Source organism: Catelliglobosispora koreensis DSM 44566, from assembly GCF_000379685.1.
Lineage (GTDB): Bacteria > Actinomycetota > Actinomycetes > Mycobacteriales > Micromonosporaceae > Catelliglobosispora > Catelliglobosispora koreensis.
On sequence record NZ_KB903249.1, the window covers coordinates 1,426,792 to 1,444,445 of the forward strand.

Annotated in this window: 17 protein-coding genes; 12 read left to right on the forward strand and 5 right to left on the reverse strand. The window is 65.9% G+C overall.

Annotation, left to right across the window (positions count from 1 at the left end):
• Positions 1–687, reverse strand: coding sequence for a response regulator transcription factor (locus A3E1_RS0106650; protein ID WP_020519974.1), 687 nt, complete (start codon positions 685–687; stop codon positions 1–3).
• Positions 688–722: 35 nt separating this feature from the next.
• On the opposite strand from A3E1_RS0106650, the gene A3E1_RS44490 reads away from it, so the two are divergent.
• The gene (locus A3E1_RS44490) at positions 723–1,232 is read left to right on the forward strand and encodes a hypothetical protein (RefSeq protein WP_157631338.1); all 510 of its coding nucleotides are present in this window, start codon (positions 723–725) and stop codon (positions 1,230–1,232) included.
• Here A3E1_RS44490 and A3E1_RS48800 read toward each other — a convergent pair.
• The gene (locus tag A3E1_RS48800; RefSeq protein ID WP_157631339.1) at positions 1,225–2,220 is read right to left on the reverse strand and encodes a lytic polysaccharide monooxygenase auxiliary activity family 9 protein; all 996 of its coding nucleotides are present in this window, start codon (positions 2,218–2,220) and stop codon (positions 1,225–1,227) included. The genes A3E1_RS44490 and A3E1_RS48800 overlap by 8 nt on opposite strands.
• 99 nt (positions 2,221–2,319) lie before the next feature.
• Here A3E1_RS48800 and aspS point away from each other — a divergent pair, with 99 nt between their 5' ends.
• On the forward strand, positions 2,320–4,113 hold the full coding sequence (aspS, locus tag A3E1_RS0106665; RefSeq protein WP_020519977.1) for an aspartate--tRNA ligase: 1,794 nt from the start codon (positions 2,320–2,322) through the stop codon (positions 4,111–4,113).
• On the opposite strand, the gene A3E1_RS44500 is transcribed toward aspS, so the two are convergent.
• Positions 4,080–5,087 carry a hypothetical protein gene (locus A3E1_RS44500; RefSeq protein ID WP_020519978.1) on the reverse strand — a complete coding sequence of 336 codons (1,008 nt, stop codon included), beginning with the start codon at positions 5,085–5,087 and terminating at the stop codon, positions 4,080–4,082. The genes aspS and A3E1_RS44500 overlap by 34 nt on opposite strands.
• A gap of 272 nt (positions 5,088–5,359) precedes the next feature.
• Here A3E1_RS44500 and A3E1_RS44505 point away from each other — a divergent pair, with 272 nt between their 5' ends.
• Together A3E1_RS44505 and A3E1_RS0106680 are read left to right on the forward strand one after the other, a co-directional pair.
• Complete coding sequence (locus tag A3E1_RS44505) at positions 5,360–5,665, forward strand: hypothetical protein (protein WP_020519979.1); 306 nt, start codon at positions 5,360–5,362, stop codon at positions 5,663–5,665.
• 133 nt (positions 5,666–5,798) lie between these two features.
• Entirely contained in the window at positions 5,799–7,007 is a 1,209-nt protein-coding gene (locus tag A3E1_RS0106680) for a low temperature requirement protein A (RefSeq protein WP_026208159.1), read from the forward strand.
• A gap of 6 nt (positions 7,008–7,013) precedes the next feature.
• Here the strand turns inward: A3E1_RS0106680 and A3E1_RS39270 are convergent, their stop codons facing one another.
• Positions 7,014–7,730, reverse strand: a complete 717-nt coding sequence (locus A3E1_RS39270) for a GNAT family N-acetyltransferase (RefSeq protein ID WP_157631340.1) — start codon at positions 7,728–7,730, stop codon at positions 7,014–7,016.
• Between the two features lie 23 nt (positions 7,731–7,753).
• Between A3E1_RS39270 and A3E1_RS39275 the strand changes: the two genes are divergently transcribed.
• Genes A3E1_RS39275 through A3E1_RS0106725 form a run of 8 tightly spaced genes read left to right on the forward strand, consistent with a single transcriptional unit; the run spans position 7,754 to position 16,749 of the window.
• Positions 7,754–9,121 carry a replication-associated recombination protein A gene (locus A3E1_RS39275; protein WP_083929398.1) on the forward strand — a complete coding sequence of 456 codons (1,368 nt, stop codon included), beginning with the start codon at positions 7,754–7,756 and terminating at the stop codon, positions 9,119–9,121.
• Positions 9,118–10,794 (forward strand): hypothetical protein, encoded by a 1,677-nt coding sequence (locus A3E1_RS48320; RefSeq protein WP_051104805.1) that lies wholly within the window; start codon positions 9,118–9,120, stop codon positions 10,792–10,794. Before A3E1_RS39275 ends, A3E1_RS48320 begins: the two co-directional genes overlap by 4 nt.
• Positions 10,795–10,830: 36 nt before the next feature.
• Complete coding sequence (locus A3E1_RS0106700) at positions 10,831–11,283, forward strand: DUF948 domain-containing protein (protein ID WP_026208161.1); 453 nt, start codon at positions 10,831–10,833, stop codon at positions 11,281–11,283.
• A 3-nt stretch (positions 11,284–11,286) separates the two neighbouring features.
• Positions 11,287–11,586 (forward strand): hypothetical protein, encoded by a 300-nt coding sequence (locus A3E1_RS39280; RefSeq protein WP_020519984.1) that lies wholly within the window; start codon positions 11,287–11,289, stop codon positions 11,584–11,586.
• A gap of 6 nt (positions 11,587–11,592) precedes the next feature.
• Complete coding sequence (gene alaS / locus A3E1_RS0106710; protein WP_020519985.1) at positions 11,593–14,265, forward strand: alanine--tRNA ligase; 2,673 nt, start codon at positions 11,593–11,595, stop codon at positions 14,263–14,265.
• Complete coding sequence (gene ruvX / locus A3E1_RS0106715; RefSeq protein ID WP_020519986.1) at positions 14,265–14,708, forward strand: Holliday junction resolvase RuvX; 444 nt, start codon at positions 14,265–14,267, stop codon at positions 14,706–14,708. Before alaS ends, ruvX begins: the two co-directional genes overlap by 1 nt.
• Complete coding sequence (mltG, locus tag A3E1_RS0106720; protein ID WP_245571091.1) at positions 14,705–15,931, forward strand: endolytic transglycosylase MltG; 1,227 nt, start codon at positions 14,705–14,707, stop codon at positions 15,929–15,931. Before ruvX ends, mltG begins: the two co-directional genes overlap by 4 nt.
• Positions 15,931–16,749 (forward strand): shikimate dehydrogenase, encoded by an 819-nt coding sequence (locus tag A3E1_RS0106725; RefSeq protein WP_020519988.1) that lies wholly within the window; start codon positions 15,931–15,933, stop codon positions 16,747–16,749. Before mltG ends, A3E1_RS0106725 begins: the two co-directional genes overlap by 1 nt.
• Here the strand turns inward: A3E1_RS0106725 and A3E1_RS39285 are convergent.
• Positions 16,746–17,588 (reverse strand): polysaccharide deacetylase family protein, encoded by an 843-nt coding sequence (locus A3E1_RS39285; RefSeq protein WP_245571092.1) that lies wholly within the window; start codon positions 17,586–17,588, stop codon positions 16,746–16,748. The genes A3E1_RS0106725 and A3E1_RS39285 overlap by 4 nt on opposite strands.
• Positions 17,589–17,654 lie beyond the last annotated feature (66 nt).

Consider the following 17,654-nt stretch of genomic DNA (forward strand, 5'->3'; position numbering starts at 1 on the left):
TTAGGACGGTGGCACCAGCATGACGCCAACGCCACGCACCGTTCTGAGCAGACGCGGGCGCGCGGCGGTCTCGCCGAGCTTGCGCCGCAGCCAGGACAAGTGGACGTCGAGCGTCTGATCCGCCCCGACGAAGGGCTGCTGCCAGACCTCAGTGAAAAGTTCCTTACGGGTAACGACCCGGCCGGGGCGCGCGGCCAGGTATGCCAAAACGTCGTACTCCTTGCGGGTGAGAGTTAGCGGCAGCCCGTCAAGCGTGGCGCTGCGGGCGCCCTCATCGAGGCGCAGCGGCCCGATCTCGACGATCGCGCCCGCCTGCTCACCACGCGAACGCGTGCGGCGTAGCACGGCTGAGACCCTGGCCAGCACGTGCGCGGCGGAAAAGGGCTTGGTGAGGTAGTCATCGGCGCCCGCGTTCAGCAGTTTGATCGCCTCAAGTTCACCGCGCCGTGCCGTGGCCACGATGACGGGCACATCAGAGACCGCGCGGAGCATGCGAAGCGCATCCGACCCGTCGAGGTCGGGCAAGCCGAGGTCGAGAATGACCAGGTCAGGCTCTTCATGCCGCAGTTCGCGCAGCCCGGCTAGCGCCGTGTCAACCGCACGCACGGCATGGCCGGCGTGGCTGAGGGCGTCGCTAAGTGCTTCCCGGATGATCGGGTCGTCCTCAACGATGAGAACCAAGGGCATGGTCGGACCTTAGGCTGTTCAGGTTAGATATGCGAGTGCGGTCTTCTAGGGTCTTCACTTACGCGGTGGGCTGGGCGGTGCTAACCGTCCTGGCCGCTGGCGCCGTGTGGTGGGGCCTGCGGCCGTTGCTCGCGCCGCTGCTGTCTCCCGTGGCAGCGCCACCGGCCACGACACCGTCGGCATCGCCGCCTGTGTCGCCTTCGGTGGCACCGTCGCCCGTGGCCACACCGAGCAAAGCTCCCGTGACGACGCCGGTCCGGACTGACAGCCCGAAGCCGACCCCGTCTTACTTCGACGGCTGGGCCTACGACGGCACCGCTTTCACGAGAACCTTTGATACTGCTGGTGGTCAGGCGCTGATCCGGATCGCCGGCGGCCGGGTTGAGGTGGTTTCCGCAACGCCGAACGCCGGCTACCAGATGAGTTCCCAGCAACCCCACCCCGAACGGGTGGTGCTGCGCTTCGACCGGGTTGGACAGTCAGTCATCATCGACGCGATGTGGTGGGAGAACCGCCCCTACGCCGAGGTGACCACCGTCAGCTAGCCCGGTGCCGTCCGGTCCACTTCTCGCGGGCGAACCAAGCTAGGAACAGCCCGGCGACGAGCAGCAGAGCGCCGTAAACGCCCCAGCGCCAAGGAATCCCGCCCGTCTGCGGCAGTGCCCCCGGCAAATCGTCAGCAGGCGCCCCCGCAGCCGGAGGCACACCGCCGCCGTCCCCTGGACACCCCACGCCAGAGCCGCTCGACCCGCCAGAGCCGGGTCCATTGCCGCCGGGTTCTGTGCCAACGTTGGAAGTGCCGTGGCCGATGTGACCGGTGCCCGCGCGCAGGCAAGCGTCGGGATTGCCAGGCGATGCAGGGGAACCGGTGGGAGAAGGCGATGGCGATGGCGAGGCGGGTGGCACGGGCTGTCCCGGGGTGCCGTTGCCGCCGAAGGTCAGGTCCGAACAGCTGTAGAACGCTTCCGGGCTATCGGATCGCTGCCATATGACATAGAGCAAGTGACGGCCGCTCTTGCTGGGCAGGGCGCCGCTCATCGAGTACACCCCATTGGTTATGGGTGGATCGGTGGCCCGCAGAAAGGGTGCGGCCTCGAGATCCGACCAGGCCAAGGGCTTTAAGGGGTTGTACCCGTCACGCGTGAGGTAGAGCTCGAAGCTGCCGCGATGCGGCGCGGTGCCGATGAACCGGAACGTGAACGGCCCGGGCGACACGGCTTGGGCGGGCCAGTCGGCGCGGGCGAGGTCGAGGCCGCGGTACTTGTCGCGGCCAGCGCTGCACAGCCGGCCATCCGGGATCAGCGAGCGATGGTTGCCCGCCGCATTGGCGATGTTGACTTCGTTCCAGTCGTAGAGTGGCTGCGTGCCACCGATGCCGACCACGTCACGGCACACCGGCAGCGAAGGGCGCTCCGGGTTGTCCTTGTAACACGTGTACGCACGGCTAACCGGGTTGACCATCGTCCCGTGCGCGAGCGCGGGAGACGGGATACCTACCACGAGAACCACCAGAGCGAGCGCTAGTCTTTTCACGCACGTCAGCGTCACCGCTACCCATCGATGATCGACGCGGTCTTAGGTGCTCTTCGGGGCGGCTTAAGGCACTTTTGAGGAAATGCGAGAATAGCGACCATGATCCGTACACACCAGGCCGGGCAGCTTCGTGCCGAGCACGCCGGGCAGACCGTAACCCTCGCGGGCTGGGTGGCCCGCCGCCGCGATCACGGAGGGGTGACCTTCATCGATCTGCGCGACGGCTCCGGTGTGGTGCAGATCGTGTTCCGAAGCACCGACGAAGCGCACGCCTTGCGTAATGAGTTCTGCGTCAAGGTCACCGGCACCGTCGGCAAGCGGCCCGAGGGCAACGAGAACCCCGAGCTGCCGACCGGCGAGATCGAGGTGACGGTCAACGAGCTTGAGGTGCTGAGTGAGTCCGCGCCGCTGCCGTTCCCGATCGACGAGCACGTGACCGTCGGCGAAGAGGCGCGGCTGCGCCACCGCTACCTCGACCTGCGCCGCGACGGACAGGCCAAGGCGATCCGGCTGCGCTCGCGCGCCAGCGCAATCGCCCGCGAAGTCCTTGGCGCACGGGACTTTTTGGAGATCGAGACGCCGACCCTTACCCGGTCCACTCCGGAGGGTGCGCGTGACTTCCTTGTGCCCGTTCGGCTTCAGCCCGGCTCGTGGTACGCGCTGCCTCAGTCCCCGCAGTTGTTCAAGCAGCTGCTCATGGTCGCCGGGATGGAGCGCTACTACCAGATCGCGCGCTGCTACCGCGATGAGGACTTCCGCGCCGACCGTCAGCCAGAGTTCACTCAGCTCGACATCGAGATGTCCTTTGTGACGCAAGACGACATCATCGAGCTCGGTGAGGCGATCGTCAAGGCGCTGTGGGGCGAGCTGGCATCGTTTGACATCTCGGCTCCCTTCCCGCGCATGACGTATCACGAGGCGATGGACCGCTACGGTTCCGACAAGCCAGACCTGCGCTACGACATCGAGCTGCGCGACCTGACTTCTTTCTTCGCTGGTACTGAGTTCCGCGTGTTCCAGGCCGAATACGTTGGCGCGGTTGTCATGCAGGGCGGGGCAGGCCAGTCACGCAAGGAACTCGACGGCTGGCAGGACTGGGCCAAGGCCCGTGGCGCCCGCGGTTTGGCTTACGTGGTGCTGGACGCCGAGACCGGCGAAGCCCGCGGTCCCGTCGCCAAGAACCTGTCTGAGGCACACCTCAAGGGACTGGCCGACGCGGCCGGAGCACAGCCGGGCGACGCGGTCTTCTTCGCCGCCGGGTCGAAGCGCTCGTCACAGGAACTGCTCGGTGCCGCGCGCATCGAGATCGCCAAGCGCTCCAACCTGATCGACGAGAGTCAGTGGTCGTTCCTGTGGGTCGTGGACGCGCCGATGTTCGAGCCGGCCACCGACGACAAGGGCAAGCAGATCGGCTGGACCGCCGTGCACCACCCGTTCACGTCACCGAACGAGGAGTGGGTGGACCGGTTCGAGTCGGCTCCCGATGAGGCCCTGGCCTACGCCTACGACATCGTGTGCAACGGCAACGAAATCGGCGGTGGCTCGATCCGTATCCACCGCGGCGACGTCCAAAAGCGAGTGTTCAGCTTGCTGGGCATCAGCGAGACGGAAGCCAAGGACAAGTTTGGCTTCCTGCTTGACGCCTTCCAGTACGGGCCGCCGCCGCACGGTGGCATCGCGTTTGGCTGGGACCGCGTGTGCATGCTGCTCGCTGGAACGGACTCCATCCGTGATGTCATCGCCTTCCCGAAGTCGGGCGGCGGTTTCGACCCGCTGACCGGTGCCCCGACGCCGATCACGGCCGATCAGCGCAAGGAAGCCGGCGTGGACGCCAGGCCAAAGGCACCGGTCACCTCGATTCAGCCGTTCAGCAGCCCGGGCGCGACCCACTGAGCCTGCTTGCGAGCGTTGAGAGCCCGGGTGGGGTCGCCAAGCGCGGCCCACGCCCGGGCTCGTTCCATGAAGTAGCGAGCCTGCCGTTCAGCGGTCAGGTTCTCCAGCGTGACAGTGGTTTTGAGGGCCTCGGACGGCTCGCCGAGCGTCGTGAGCACATCAGCTTGGTGCAGCCGCACATTGGACGGACCGAACGACGTCCAGCCGAAGTTGGCGTCTCTGCCTAAGTATTGGGCTTCTGCGGCGGCGTCCTGCAACAGCGCGTGTGCTTGAGCACGGTTGCCGCAACGGGCCGCCGCGATCGCCCCGAGCAACAACAGCGAACCGCGAACGGACCGTTCCTTCGGCTTTCCTGCGCTAAAGTCCGCTGCCCGGATCGCCAGCCGCATCGCCTTGGCGTTCTTGCCTTCGCGCATCAGAACCCGCACGGCTGACCGCGCGCTCGCGGCGATGTGCACCGCGACGCCACTGGCTTGCGCCAGCTCATGACACCGTTGAGCCGCAACGGTTGCGGCCGGAAGGTCACCAAGCTGCAGGCACAGCGCGCTCGCCACATGATGGGCGCTCGAGGCGAGCGCAGGGCTGACTTCGGTGTGCCCCAAGACGTGCGGCACCATCGCCATCGCGTCCCGTGAACGTCCCGCCTGATAGGCGATATGAAGGTAACCAACGGCTTTCCAGCACCGGAACAGTCCGATCCGGACCCTCGGCGCCCGGGGCGTCAGCATCACCCGGCCCGGCGACTGCTGCCGGATTATCTCGAACCTTTGCTGGATAAGGGGTTTGGCCGTGCTCAACAGGCGGTCGAGCCGTTGCTGAATGTCCCAGCGCAGCCGGACAACCCCGCCGCGCAGTTTCCATATGCCCACAGTGCGCTCGGAAACCCCTGCCAGTTTGGCGAATTCGGCCTCACCGCACTGCATCGCTTCCCGTAAGACGTCGGCTTCCAGCCCACTCCAGACGCTCACCGTCATGAGGACACCTTACCGCCAAGCGTTTGCTGACCGTCGTTTGTGACCAGGATCACGAAATTGTGTGTCCGTCCTATCCCGACATTTGCCTCACGATTTCGGGGTGACTTGCTGGTCAGACAAGGTTTTCTCCGCTATGCTGCTCGGCGTGCTCGTGTCATCGGTAGCCATCGGGGCGGCGGTGACGGGAGCGGACGCGCGGCGGCGGCACCTGGTGGGCCCGCGAAACCCCCTGTCCCGTCGCGTGTCCACCGAAGCCGAAAGGAGAAAAATCAATGCGGCCAAGGTTTCTGGTCGTGCTCACGTGGGTGCGCGAAGGCGATCCGGCACGCGACGAACGGCACCACCCGGAAGACCCAGCCGAAGCCATCGGCGTCGCCGAACGCGAAGCGGCACAACGAATGTTCGCCGCCTTCTGCGCGCTGCCAGCCGTGCGGGCAGGCAAGCAGCGCGCCAAAATCATCGACCTCGCCGGTAAGGACCAGTGGGACCCTGGCCCGTGGGTCGCCCCACTCGTCACCGACGCCACCCGCCACGCCCTCATCCGTATGGGCGCTCATCGTTCCCCCCTCTGGGCCTAGTAGACTAAGTTAGGAGGGGCGAGCGGTTGGCGGTCATGCCGCCGGAGCCGTGTGCGGCGTGTGGGGCTGTGCGTTAAGCGAAATTCCTTCGGGGTCGTCTAAAGCGGACGGCCCCGCTGGCAGAATGATCCACGTGACTGCTGCGCCGCGCCCGCGACTGACCGCTGTGACCGAGGGGGCCAAGGTAACCCCGGTCGAGCTGTTGTTCGATCTCGTCTTCGTTTACGGCTTCACCCAGGTGACCGCGCTCATGGCGCACGATCCGACGTGGCCGGTGATTGTGCGCTCGTTGTGTCTGCTCGGGTTGCTGTGGTGGCTGTGGACCGGATTCGCGTGGCTCGGCAACGTGGTGCAGGCCGATGAGGGGCCGGTGCGGCTCATCTTGTTCGCCGTCATGGCACTGCTGTTCATCATCGACGTGACGATCCCGGAGGCGTTTCACGACAATCCCGGTGGACTCTACGGACCGTTCGTTTTCGCGGTCTGTTATCTGATTGTTCAGCTGATCCACAACGGTTCGCTCTTCGTGGCGGCCACGGGCTCGCCAGCGGCACAGCGCAACACCTTGCTGCTGCTCATCCCGCACCTGCTGACGACCGCGTTGCTCCTGTGGGCGGGCACGCAGCATGACTGGCCGCAAACGTGGCTGTGGGCAGCCGCGCTGGCCGTCACGACCGGTGGCATCTTCCTGATCCGTCCCGAGGGCTGGCAGCTCAGCGCCGCTTCGCATTTCTCGGAACGGCACGCGCTGATGATTATCATCGCGCTCGGTGAATCCATTGTGTCCATTGGTGTTGGGGTCAGCCAGATCCCGGTGTCGTGGGCGATCATCGCCGCTTCGGTGCTCGGCATCGCGGTCACGGCAGCGCTGTGGTGGGTCTACTTTGACGTCACGGCGATCATGGCCGAGCACGCGCTGCATCACGCCGACGACAACGCCCGCGCACGACTGGCACGTGACGCCTACACCTACTGCCACATGCCGATGATCGTGGGCATCATCTTGATGTCACTGGGATTGAAGAAGGTCTTTGAGCACCTGAGCGATCCACTCACGACGGTCGGCATCGTGGCCCTGTTCGGCGGGGTGGCGCTTTACCTTCTCGCGCACGTGGCGTTCTCCTGGCGGACCGTCCATTTGCTCAAGCCGTTCCGGTTGGGTGCCGCGCTCATCATGCTGGCGCTCATTCCGGCCGTGCTCGCGATGCGCCTGCCCGCGCTAGTCGACCTGTGCATCCTCGTCGCGGTGCTGGTCGCTCTCGTGATCGTCGAGTTCCGCAGGCACGCCACCATCCGGCACCGCATCCGTCACGGCGACCCTGGTGCCGCGCTCGCCTACTAAAACGGGCTAGACGAGGCGGATAGAGGTTAGATCGATGCCCTCGGTGAAGCCGGTGCGCTGATAGAGCGCCCGGGCCCGGGTGTTGGCGGCGGTAACGCCGAGGGCACAGATGTCAGAGTCGGCGAGCAGCTCACGGGACATGCGGCGGGTCAGGGCGGCACCATAGCCACGGCTTTGCCGGTTCGGCATGACCGCTATCGCGACCAGGTAACCCACGCCGTTGGCACTGCGGTCGGCGCCCACCGCGACCAGCTCGCCGTCTTCGTAGATGCCGAACCAGCGTTTGATGTCGTCGTTGCCTGGACGGTTGCGGGTCGCGGGGAAGGCCACGTCTAAGAGAGCGTCAATGGCGGCGTGCTCGCTAGGCGGCAGAAGCACGACACGATCGTCGGTTTCCGTGTGGGGGAGCGCCTGGCGGGTCCACAGCACCGACCAATACTCGTGCCGTGCGATGTCGAACGAGCTAAAAGCCGCGATATCCACCCGTGGCACCTCGATCAGGGTGCCCGGCCCGATCTCTCCGGCCTCGGCTAACCGTTTGCACAGGGCGATCACCGCCGCAGGGTCGCCAATTCCGCAGACGCGGCGGTCGGTCTTCCAGACCACGGCGTGCTCTTCGGCGTACCCCCAAAGGTGTTTGGTGGCCCGGAGGCGCGCGAACGGGTGGTTTTGCGCGGCTTTGAGCACCGCTTCCCGTCCGGACAGAGAAGATGGCAATGGCACAAGGGCAAGGTATCGTCTGCCTGATGCAACCCGATGGCCTTTTCGATCTGACGCCCTCAGCTGGCGGGGCATCGGGTTTTGGCGCACCTGCCACGGACGCGCCGCTGGCCGTCCGGATGCGGCCGCGGTTCCTCGAAGAACTCGTTGGGCAGGACCACCTGCTCGCGCAGGGTGCGCCCTTGCGCCGCATCGTCGCCGGCGGGGCACCGATGTCGGTCATCCTTTGGGGTCCGCCAGGGTCGGGCAAAACCACCATCGCGCATCTCGTTGCCGCCTCAGGTGAGCGGCATTTTGTCGCTATGTCCGCCTTGACCGCCGGGGTGAAGGATGTGCGCGAGGTGATTGATACGGCGCGCAGGCGGCGCCGGGGCACCGGCACGCACACCGTCCTGTTTATCGACGAGGTGCACCGCTTCACCAAGACCCAGCAGGATTCGCTGCTGGCCGCCGTCGAAGACGGCACGGTCACGTTGCTGGCCGCCACGACGGAAAATCCTTACTTCTCGGTTATTTCGCCGTTGCTGTCGCGCTGTTTGCTGCTGACGCTGCGGCCGCTCGACGACGACGACGTGCGCATGCTGATCCGGCGCGCGGTCGCTGAGGAACGCGGGCTCGGCGGCGAGATCACGCTAGCGTCCGAAGCCGAGGATCACCTGGTTCGCCTGGCTTCCGGAGACGTCCGCAAAGCGCTGACCGCGCTGGAGGCGGCCGCGGGCGCGGCGATCGCCGCGGGGCAGAAGGAAATCGAGCTCGGCACCGCCGAACGCGCCGTGGACACGGCGGCCGTTCGCTACGACCGTGACGGCGACGAGCACTACGACGTCATCAGCGCTTTCATCAAGAGCATGCGCGGGTCCGATGTGGACGCCGCGCTGCATTACCTCGCCCGCATGCTGGTCGCCGGCGAGGATCCCCGTTTCATCGCCCGCCGTTTGGTCATCTTCGCTAGCGAAGACATCGGCCTGGCTGACAGCACCGCACTGACGACGGCCATTAACGCGGCCCAAGCGGTGCAATTGATTGGCCTGCCCGAGGCGCAGCTGAACCTCTCGCACGCCGTCATTCACCTGGCTACCGCGCCTAAGTCCAACGCGGCCACCACAGCGATATCCAAAGCTCTCGAAGACGTGCGGGCCGGCAAAGCCGGTGCCGTTCCGTCGCACCTGCGCGACGCGCACTACAAGGGTGCGGCAAACCTGGGACATGGCGCGGGATACCGCTATCCGCATGACGACCCGCGCGGTGTGGTGACACAGCAGTACGCGCCCGCGGAACTGACCGGAGTCGAGTATTACTCCCCCTCGATGCATGGGGCCGAGCGGCTGATCGCCGAGCGGCTCCCTAAACTTCGGCAGGTCCTCCGGGCAAACGAAGGGACTAACAAGGCATGAGCCGCGGCCGTGACCGTGACGATGACGACCTGCCGAGGGAAGAGACCGGCTGGCTCGACGATCTACGCAGCGCCAAGAAGTCCGAAGACAGGGTGCCGGGACGCGCCAAGGGCGGCGGCACCGATCGCTGGTCCAAGCTCAGCGCGCTAAGCGGCGACGACGACCCGCCACCCCCACCGCGTGACCCCGGCCCACGTGAGCCGCGACGCGAAGAGCCCCGGCGCGAAGACAGCCGCCGTGATGAACCCCGTCGCGACGAGCCCCGCCGCGGCGAGGATGGCCCTGGCCGCCGCCGGGCGGCTGAGATCGCCAACAGCATGATCGGCCGGCGTGCCCGCGATGACGAGGACACGAGCCGCAGCCCGAGCAGTTTGATTGGGCGGCGAGCGGCCGAAAGGGACCGCGATCGGGACCGCACGTTCACCGAGCCTCCGGCACGGGAACCCGAGGGCAGGCGCCGCCGCGGCGAGGACACCGAACGGCCCACCCGTGGCCGCCGGGCCGCACCCGAGGAAGAGCCCACGTTCCCGCGCGAGGACACGACCTTCCCGCGCCGGAGCGGCGATGACCGCCGTGACACCGGCAGCGGCCGCCGTGCCCGTCCCGAACCCTTCGAGCCACCGCGCACCGATCCCGTCCCTGGCGCCCCGTTGCGCCGCCGCGAGAGCGAGCCTCCGGCCGGTGGCCTGCCACCCGCCGCGAGCACGAGCCCGTTTAGTCCCGAGGGGCGCCGGGCGCGGTCGATGTTCGCCGGTGGTGGCACCGAGACCCCCGTGTCGCCAGCTCCGCCGTCGCGGGTGCCAAGCGCGCCGTTCTCACCCGCCGCACCACCGCCGGTAAGCCCAGCTGTGCCACCCGTTCGCCGGGCGCCGGTTGAGCCGATCCTGGCCCCACCGGTCACGCCGCCGCCCATTGCCCCGCGTCCGCCGATGCCAGACGACGGCACAGGCCCGCGTGCCCGTGGTGGCCTTGCCGCCGGTGTCGAAGCGATCCGCGGCGCGCGTTCCGAAGTGCGCCGGCAGCTGCGTGAGCAGCAGCGGCTGCGCATGTGGACGCTGATCACCCTGGTCGTCGCGATCGTTGGGGCGCTGCCGTTCTACTTCGTGCTCCAGGCGGCCACCCGTGACCCGGTGATCACGTCACTGGACGCCTTGCCCGTGCCATCGTGGGCGGCGGTGTCCAAAGAGGACATCATCACCGGCAGCCGCTGGTGCCTCATGGACTGCCGTCTGCGGGAACGCAAGACGAAATCGGCGCAGTCGATCGAGGAGACCGAGAAGGCGTACAAGGACGCGCTCGTCGCCGCTGGCTGGACGCAGATGACCGATGTGCCCACGTGCGAGGTCGTCGACGGTTACGCCCACACGTGCTGGCGCCGCGATGAGTTCACATTGGACTTGACGGTCAGCCCGCCTGACTGTGAGGACAAGCTGCACGGGCGGCCGACCATCGCGCCAACGGCCTCGTCTGATCCGTCAGCCGAACCGTCGGCCGGAGTGCCGGCTTCGGCGAGCGCCGGGCCGCCGCCCAGCGACTGCTCCGGATCCGTTGTCAGCATTAAGGTTTTCAACGCGATCGTGGACGAGCGCCTGCGTGACCAGCCGGCGCCAACGGTCGACCCGAACCTCAACGACGAAGACTTGCAGACGACGAGCCCAACCCCGACACCGTGACGCAGATACCCCAGGCGGTAGGGTTTTCCCATGTCCTTGTCTGGAGGCGAAATCGCGGGGCTGATCGCGGCCGGCGCGTTCCTGATGCTTGTCGTTGTGCTCGCCGTGCCCATCTTGCGGCTGAGGCACACGGTTGACCAGGCGACTGAGGCGCTGAAACAGGTCAATGAGCGTACGGGTCCGATGCTCGACAACGTGAACCTGACCGTCGACAACGTGAACACGGCGCTCGGCCAGTTCCAGACCTCGCTCGATGGTGTCAACGTGCAGCTGGCCCGGGTCGATGTGATGACCCAGCACGTCAGCGCGGCCACCGCCAATGTGGCCAACCTTGTCAATGTGGCGACCAGTGCGGCCGCCAACCCGCTGGTGAAAGCGGCCGCGTTCACCTATGGCGTGCGCAAAGCGACGAACAAGCGCAAGGCAGCCGACGAGGACCAGGCCGTCCGCGACGAGCTGCGCGCACGCAAGCGCACGCGAAGGGGCTAAGTCATGATCCGGCGTTTGCTGTGGCTCGGAGCGGGAATCGGCATCGGTGTGATGGTGGTGCGCTTCGTGTCCAAGAAGCTCAGTCCCACGGGCCTGGCCACGACCGCTGGTGAGACGATTGGCGCGGCGGCTGGTTCGGTGCGCGGATTGTTCGACGACATCGCTGAGGCCACGGCCGACCGCGAATACGAGATCCGAAGCGCGTTCGCCGAGGGGCTGGCCCTGGATACCCCGGATTTGCCGTGGGCACATGGGGTCGGCGAGAGATTTGGGAAGTTCAAGCAGCAATTAGAGGGTGAATAGCAAGCGATGAGGACAGCGGAAGTAAAGCGGCGGTTCCTGGCGCACTTCGAAGCTAACGGCCACACGGTCGTGCCGAGCGCCCCCTTGCCCGCTATCGATGACCCGAACTTGCTGTTCATCAACGCTGGCATGGTGCAGTTCGTGCCCTACTTCCTGGGCCAGCAGGCGCCGCCGTTCAAGCGGGCCGCCAGCGTGCAGAAGTGCATCCGTACCCCGGATATCGACGAGGTCGGCAAGACGAGCCGTCACGGCACCTTCTTCCAGATGAACGGCAACTTCTCCTTCGGCGACTACTTCAAGGAGCTGGCGATCCCGCTGGCCTGGGAGCTGTCGGTCAAGCCGGTCAGCGAAGGTGGCTATGGCCTCGACCCGGAACGAATCTGGGCGACGGTCTACCTCGACGACGACGAGTCGATTGAGATCTGGAAGAAGACCGGCATGCCCGCTGAGCGCATCGTGCGCCGCGGCAAGAAGGACAACTACTGGTCGATGGGCATCCCTGGCCCGGCCGGCCCGTGCTCGGAGATCTACTACGACCGCGGCGCCGAATACGGCAAGGAGGGCGGGCCAGAAGTCGACGAGGATCGTTACCTCGAATTCTGGAACAACGTCTTCATGCAGTACGAGATCACCAACGTGCGGTCGAAAGAAGAGTTCGACGTCGTCGGTGAGCTGCCCGCCAAGAACATCGACACCGGCATGGGTCTGGAACGCATGGCGTCGATCCTGCAGGGCGTCGACAACATGTATGAGATCGACGAGATCCGCCCCCTGATCGACCGTGCCTGTGAACTGACCGGCAAGCGTTACGGCCAGGCTGTGTCCAAAGTGGCCAGTGAGTCGCACCCCGACGATGTGCGGTTGCGTGTTGTCGCTGACCACGTGCGCACGTCACTGATGCTCATCGGGGATGGGGTCACGCCGTCCAACGAGGGCCGCGGTTATGTGCTGCGCCGCATCATGCGCCGGGCTATCCGTGCGATGCGCCTGCTCGGTTACGAGGACCCGGCGCTGCCGCAGCTGCTCCCGGTGGCGCGCGACAGCATGGCACCGTCGTATCCGGAGCTCGCTGAGGAGTTCGACCGCATCAGCTCTTACGCCTATGCCGAGGAGGAGGCGTTCCGCGCCACGCTGCGCGCGGGAACCACCATTTTGGACACGGCTATCGCCGACACCAAGAAAGCCGGCGCGGCAACATTAAAAGGCGACCAGGCGTTCCAGCTGCACGACACCTATGGCTTCCCGATCGACCTCACCCTGGAGATCGCCGCGGAGCAGGGCCTAAACGTGGACACCGAAGGCTTCCGGCGCCTGATGGCCGAGCAGCGGACCCGTGCCAAGAAGGACGCCGCGGCCCGCAAGAGCGGTCACGCCGACCTGTCGGCCTACCGCGGCTCTCTGGAGCTCGGGGGAGCGGTCGAGTTCACTGGCTACACCGAGATCACGCGTGAGTCGCGGGTGCGTTCGCTCATCGGCACGACCGGGGCGATCGAAGCCGCTGGCGAGGGACAGATCGTCGAGCTGGTGCTTGACGCGACACCGTTCTACGCCGAAGGCGGCGGCCAGCAGCCCGACCTGGGCATCATCACGGTCGGCGGCGGCCGCGCCCAGGTGCTCGACGTGCAACAGCCGGTGCCAGGACTGATCGTCCACAAAGTACAGATCCTCAGCGGTGAAGTGCGCGCGGGCGAGACAGGTTTCGCTGAGATCGACGTGGACCGGCGTAAGGCCATCTCCCGGGCGCACACGGCGACCCACCTCGTGCACCAGACGATGCGTAACTTCCTCGGCGAGTCAGCGACCCAGGCCGGATCGCTGAACGCGCCTGGCCGGCTGCGGTTTGACTTCAACACCCCGCAGGCCGTCCCGGCTGCTGTGCTGCACGATGTCGAGCAGCAGATCAACGAGGTGCTCATGCAGGACCTCGAGGTGCGCGCGTTCGTCACGTCGCAGGCTGAAGCGCGGGCGATGGGTGCGATGGCGTTGTTCGGCGAGAAGTATGGCGATCAGGTGCGCGTCGTCGAGGTCGGCGACTACGCCCGTGAGCTGTGCGGCGGAACGCACACCGCCAGAAGCGGTCACCTGGGCCTGGTGAAGATTCTGTCCGAGGCGTCGATCGGTTCTGGCGTACGACGGGTCGAAGCGCTCGTGGGCATGGACGCCTTCCGGCACCTGGCCAAGGAGCACCTGCTGGTGTCGCGGCTGGCTGAGCTTTACCGCGTGCCTAACGACCAGGTCGCCGACCGGGTGGAGCAGACCGTGGCACAGCTGCGCGACGCCGAACGTGAGCTGGAGAAGTTGCGCGCGCAGCTCGTCCTCGGTGGCGCGGCCGCGCTGGCAGCCGAAGCCAAGGACATCCGGGGCGTGGCTTACGTGGGCACGGAAGCTCCCGAGGGCGCTGCCGTCAACGATGTGCGCACGCTGGCTCAGGAGATCCGGGGCAAGATCAACGGTCCTGCGGTCGTCGCTGTGGCGTCGCGTGCGAACGGGAAGTCAAGCCTGATCGTCGCCATCAACCCGGCGGCGAAGAGTAAGGGAATTTCCGCGGCTGACCTGGTCAAGGGCGCCTTGTCGGGCCGGGGCGGCGGCAACGCCGATCTGGCGCAGGGCGGCGGTTTGCCAGCCGAGGAAGCACCGAAGCTACTGGCATCGGTGGAGCGGGCGCTCGGCGACCTCTAATGCGGGGTGTCAGACTGGGCGTCGACGTTGGCCAGGTCCGGATCGGGGTCGCGAAAAGCGATCCCGATGGGATTCTGGCTACTCCGATAAAAACCATAAAACGCGACAATTCGGACACCCTGGCGGTCCCAGCCGATATGGTCGAGCTGGCCCAGTTGGTTGATGAGCATGAAAGTGTGGAAGTCGTGCTTGGATTGCCGATTGACCTGGCAGGTCGTGTTGGACCGGCGGCGATCCACGTTCGGGCATATGCGGACAAGCTCGCCCAAGTCATCGCGCCAGTGCCGGTCGTGCTGACTGACGAGAGGATGTCAACTGTCGCGGCGACCCGTAGGCTCTCGGATCGGGGCGTGAAAGGGAGACGCCAGCGTGCGGTCGTCGACCAGGCGGCCGCTGTGGAGATCCTGCAGAGTTGGCTCGACGCGCAGCGGAGGCAAGGATGATGATCGATGACCTGGACTTCGCGTTTGATGAGCACGATGACCGGGGGCGGCACAGGCGAGGCCGTGCGCCACAGCGAAGCAGCAAGAAAAAGAAGAAAAAGAAAAAGGGCCGTTCCGTGTTCGCCCTTTTGCTCACCTTCCTGCTCCTAGGAGGGCTCGGGCTCGGCGGATACATCGGCTACAAGGAGTTCACCGAGCGGTTCACGACACCTGACTATGCGGGCCAGGGTCTGGAAGAAACGGCTCAGGTAGAGATCAAGACCGGCGCGACGCAGGCCGATATCGCCAACGCCTTGCACAAGGCAGACATCATCAAGAGCCCCAAGGCTTTTGTTGAGGCGGGCCTGCGCAACGAAGACGCGCTGAAGATCCAGCCGGGGTTCTACAAGCTCCGCAAGCAGATGAGCGGCGACGCGGCGGTTACCGCCCTGCTCGACCCGAAGAACCGTGTGGTCAACGGGGTCACCATTCAAGAGGGCCTGATCACGCTCGAGATCTTCGCGTTGCTCTCCAAAGAGCTGAACATCCCGGTCGAAGACTTTAAGAAGGCAGCCGAGGACCCGGTGAAACTCGGTGTCCCCGAGTGGTGGTTCACGCGCAAGGACGGCAAGCCCGTCACCAAGTCCATCGAGGGTTTCCTTTTCCCCGCGACATATGAGTTCGCGCCGAAGGAAACCGCCGAAAGCGCGCTCAAGAAGATGGTCAACAAGTTCAACACTGTCGTCGGCCAGCTGAAGTTCGCTGACCGCGCGCAGAACGAGCGCAAGATCTCGCCGTTGGAGGCGCTGATCACCGCGTCGATTGTCGAAGCCGAGGTCAACAAGGCCGACGACATGCCCAAGACCTCGCGGGCCATCTACAACCGGGTCTACAACAACGACTTGTGGCAGCGCGGCATGGAAGTCGACGCGGCGTTCAACTACAAGTTCAAGCTGGACGGCAAGGACCCCAAGCACTCCAACGAGTTGCTGCGCAGCGAGCTCAACAACGCCAGCAACCCGTACAACACGTACCGCAATAAGGGCCTGACGCCGACGCCGATCGGCAACCCGGGAGAGAACGCGCTCAAGGCGGCCATCGATCCGGCCGTGGGCAAGTTCATCTACTGGGTGGCAGTCGACCAGCAGGGCACCACGCTGTTCGCGGAGACCGACTCGCAGCACTGCGCCAACATCAACATCGGCATCAAGAACGGCTTCCTCGCGAGCAGTGCTCGGTGCTAATGCTCAAACGGGCGGCGGTGCTCGGCAAACCTGTCGGGCACTCGCTGTCGCCCGTGCTGCATAACGCTGGCTACGCCGCGGCTGGGCTGTTCGACTGGGCGCCCTATGAGGCGATCGAGGTCGATGAGCCGGCGCTGGCAGGTTTCGTCGAAGGGCTCGGCCCTGAGTGGGCCGGGCTCTCGCTCACCATGCCGCTCAAGGAAGTCGCGCTGACCGTGGCGACCTCCGTCAGCGACATCGCCACCGCCGTCGGCGCGGCCAACACTTTGGCCCGTCGTGACGGTGGCTGGTTCGCTGACAACACCGACGTGCCAGGCATGGTCGAGGCCTTGCGCACCCACGGGGGCGTGGAAAAACCTTCCTCCATCGCCGTGCTCGGGGGAGGGGGCACCGCTAGGGCCGCCCTTGGTGCCGCATCTTTATTGGGTACTCGCAAAGTCGTCCTGTTCGCCCGAAGGCCCGAGGCGGCCGCCGAGCTGAACCCGGTCGCCGAAGCACTTGGCCTGAGCCTGTCGCTGCAAACCTGGCCCGGCCTGGCGCGGTGCACGATGCATGACGTGGTCATTTCGACCGTGCCCAAGGGTGTTCTCGACACCGCGCCGCTGCCGTGGCGACCGTCCACTGTGGTCTTTGACGTCGTCTACGACCCGTGGCCCACGCCGTTCGCCGCTGGGGCACAGGACGCCGGCTGCCGCATCGTGTCCGGATTGGACCTCCTGCACGCACAGGCCCTCGGCCAGTTCGAGCTTTTCACGGGCGTCAAAGCCCCCGCGGCCGAGATGCGCGCCGCGCTAGATGCCGCTGTCGCCACTCGCTAACCGCGCCGGCTGAGCAGATCAGACAGTTTGACGGGAGTCAGGCCCTTCTTGGCTAGACCCTCAAGGATCGGGCCCAGGGCTTCATCGGTGTACTGAGCGTTGGCCTCGGTAACGTGCAAAATGATGATCGAGCCGGCCTTCACCTGACTCAGGACCGCGTCGACGATCGGCCGGGAAGCGGTCGCGAACGGGTCGCCCGAGATGACATCGCCATCCACGACAGTCACGCCCAGCGGGGCGAGCGCGGTTAACGCGGCCGTGTCGTGGCACAGCCCGGGAAAGCGGAAGTAGCGGGTCTGGTTACCGCCAAATTCACTGAGCACCTCAAACGTCTTCGCCGCGTCACTAGTCAGTTCCGTGCGCGGCAACTGCGGCAGCGAGTAGCAGTTCGGCGTATAGGCCGAGTGCTTGTAGGTGTGATTGGCGATCTCGAATCGGTTCTCGGCGGCAATGCGGCGCGTGTGCTCGGGATACCGCTTGGCCCATAGGCCGGTGATGAAGAACGTGGCCGGGATCTGCCGCTCCTGCAACATGTCCAGGATCTTCACGTTGACGAACGAGGCGCTGGTGTTCTTCAGCATCACCTCGGTCATGTCAGCGTCAAACGTGAGCGCCACGACTTGACGCTCCCGTGAGCCGTGGCTGACGACCGGCGGGTTGTGGCCGACCGTTGTCGCCCCCGCAACGGAAACCGCCGCCTCAGAAGGCGACGGTTTGGCTTTCGGCGATCGCTCGGCGGCGACCGGCGTTAACGACGGTGCCGGCTCGGGCGGCATGGTGTTGCAGCCAGTCAGGAAAACGGCACCAAGGCATAGCGAGATGATCCCCCGTAGACGCACCGGCACATCTTGGCAGAGCGTCGCTGTGGCGTGGGGGCCGGCGGGGGAGTCTCACGTCGTGGGCAT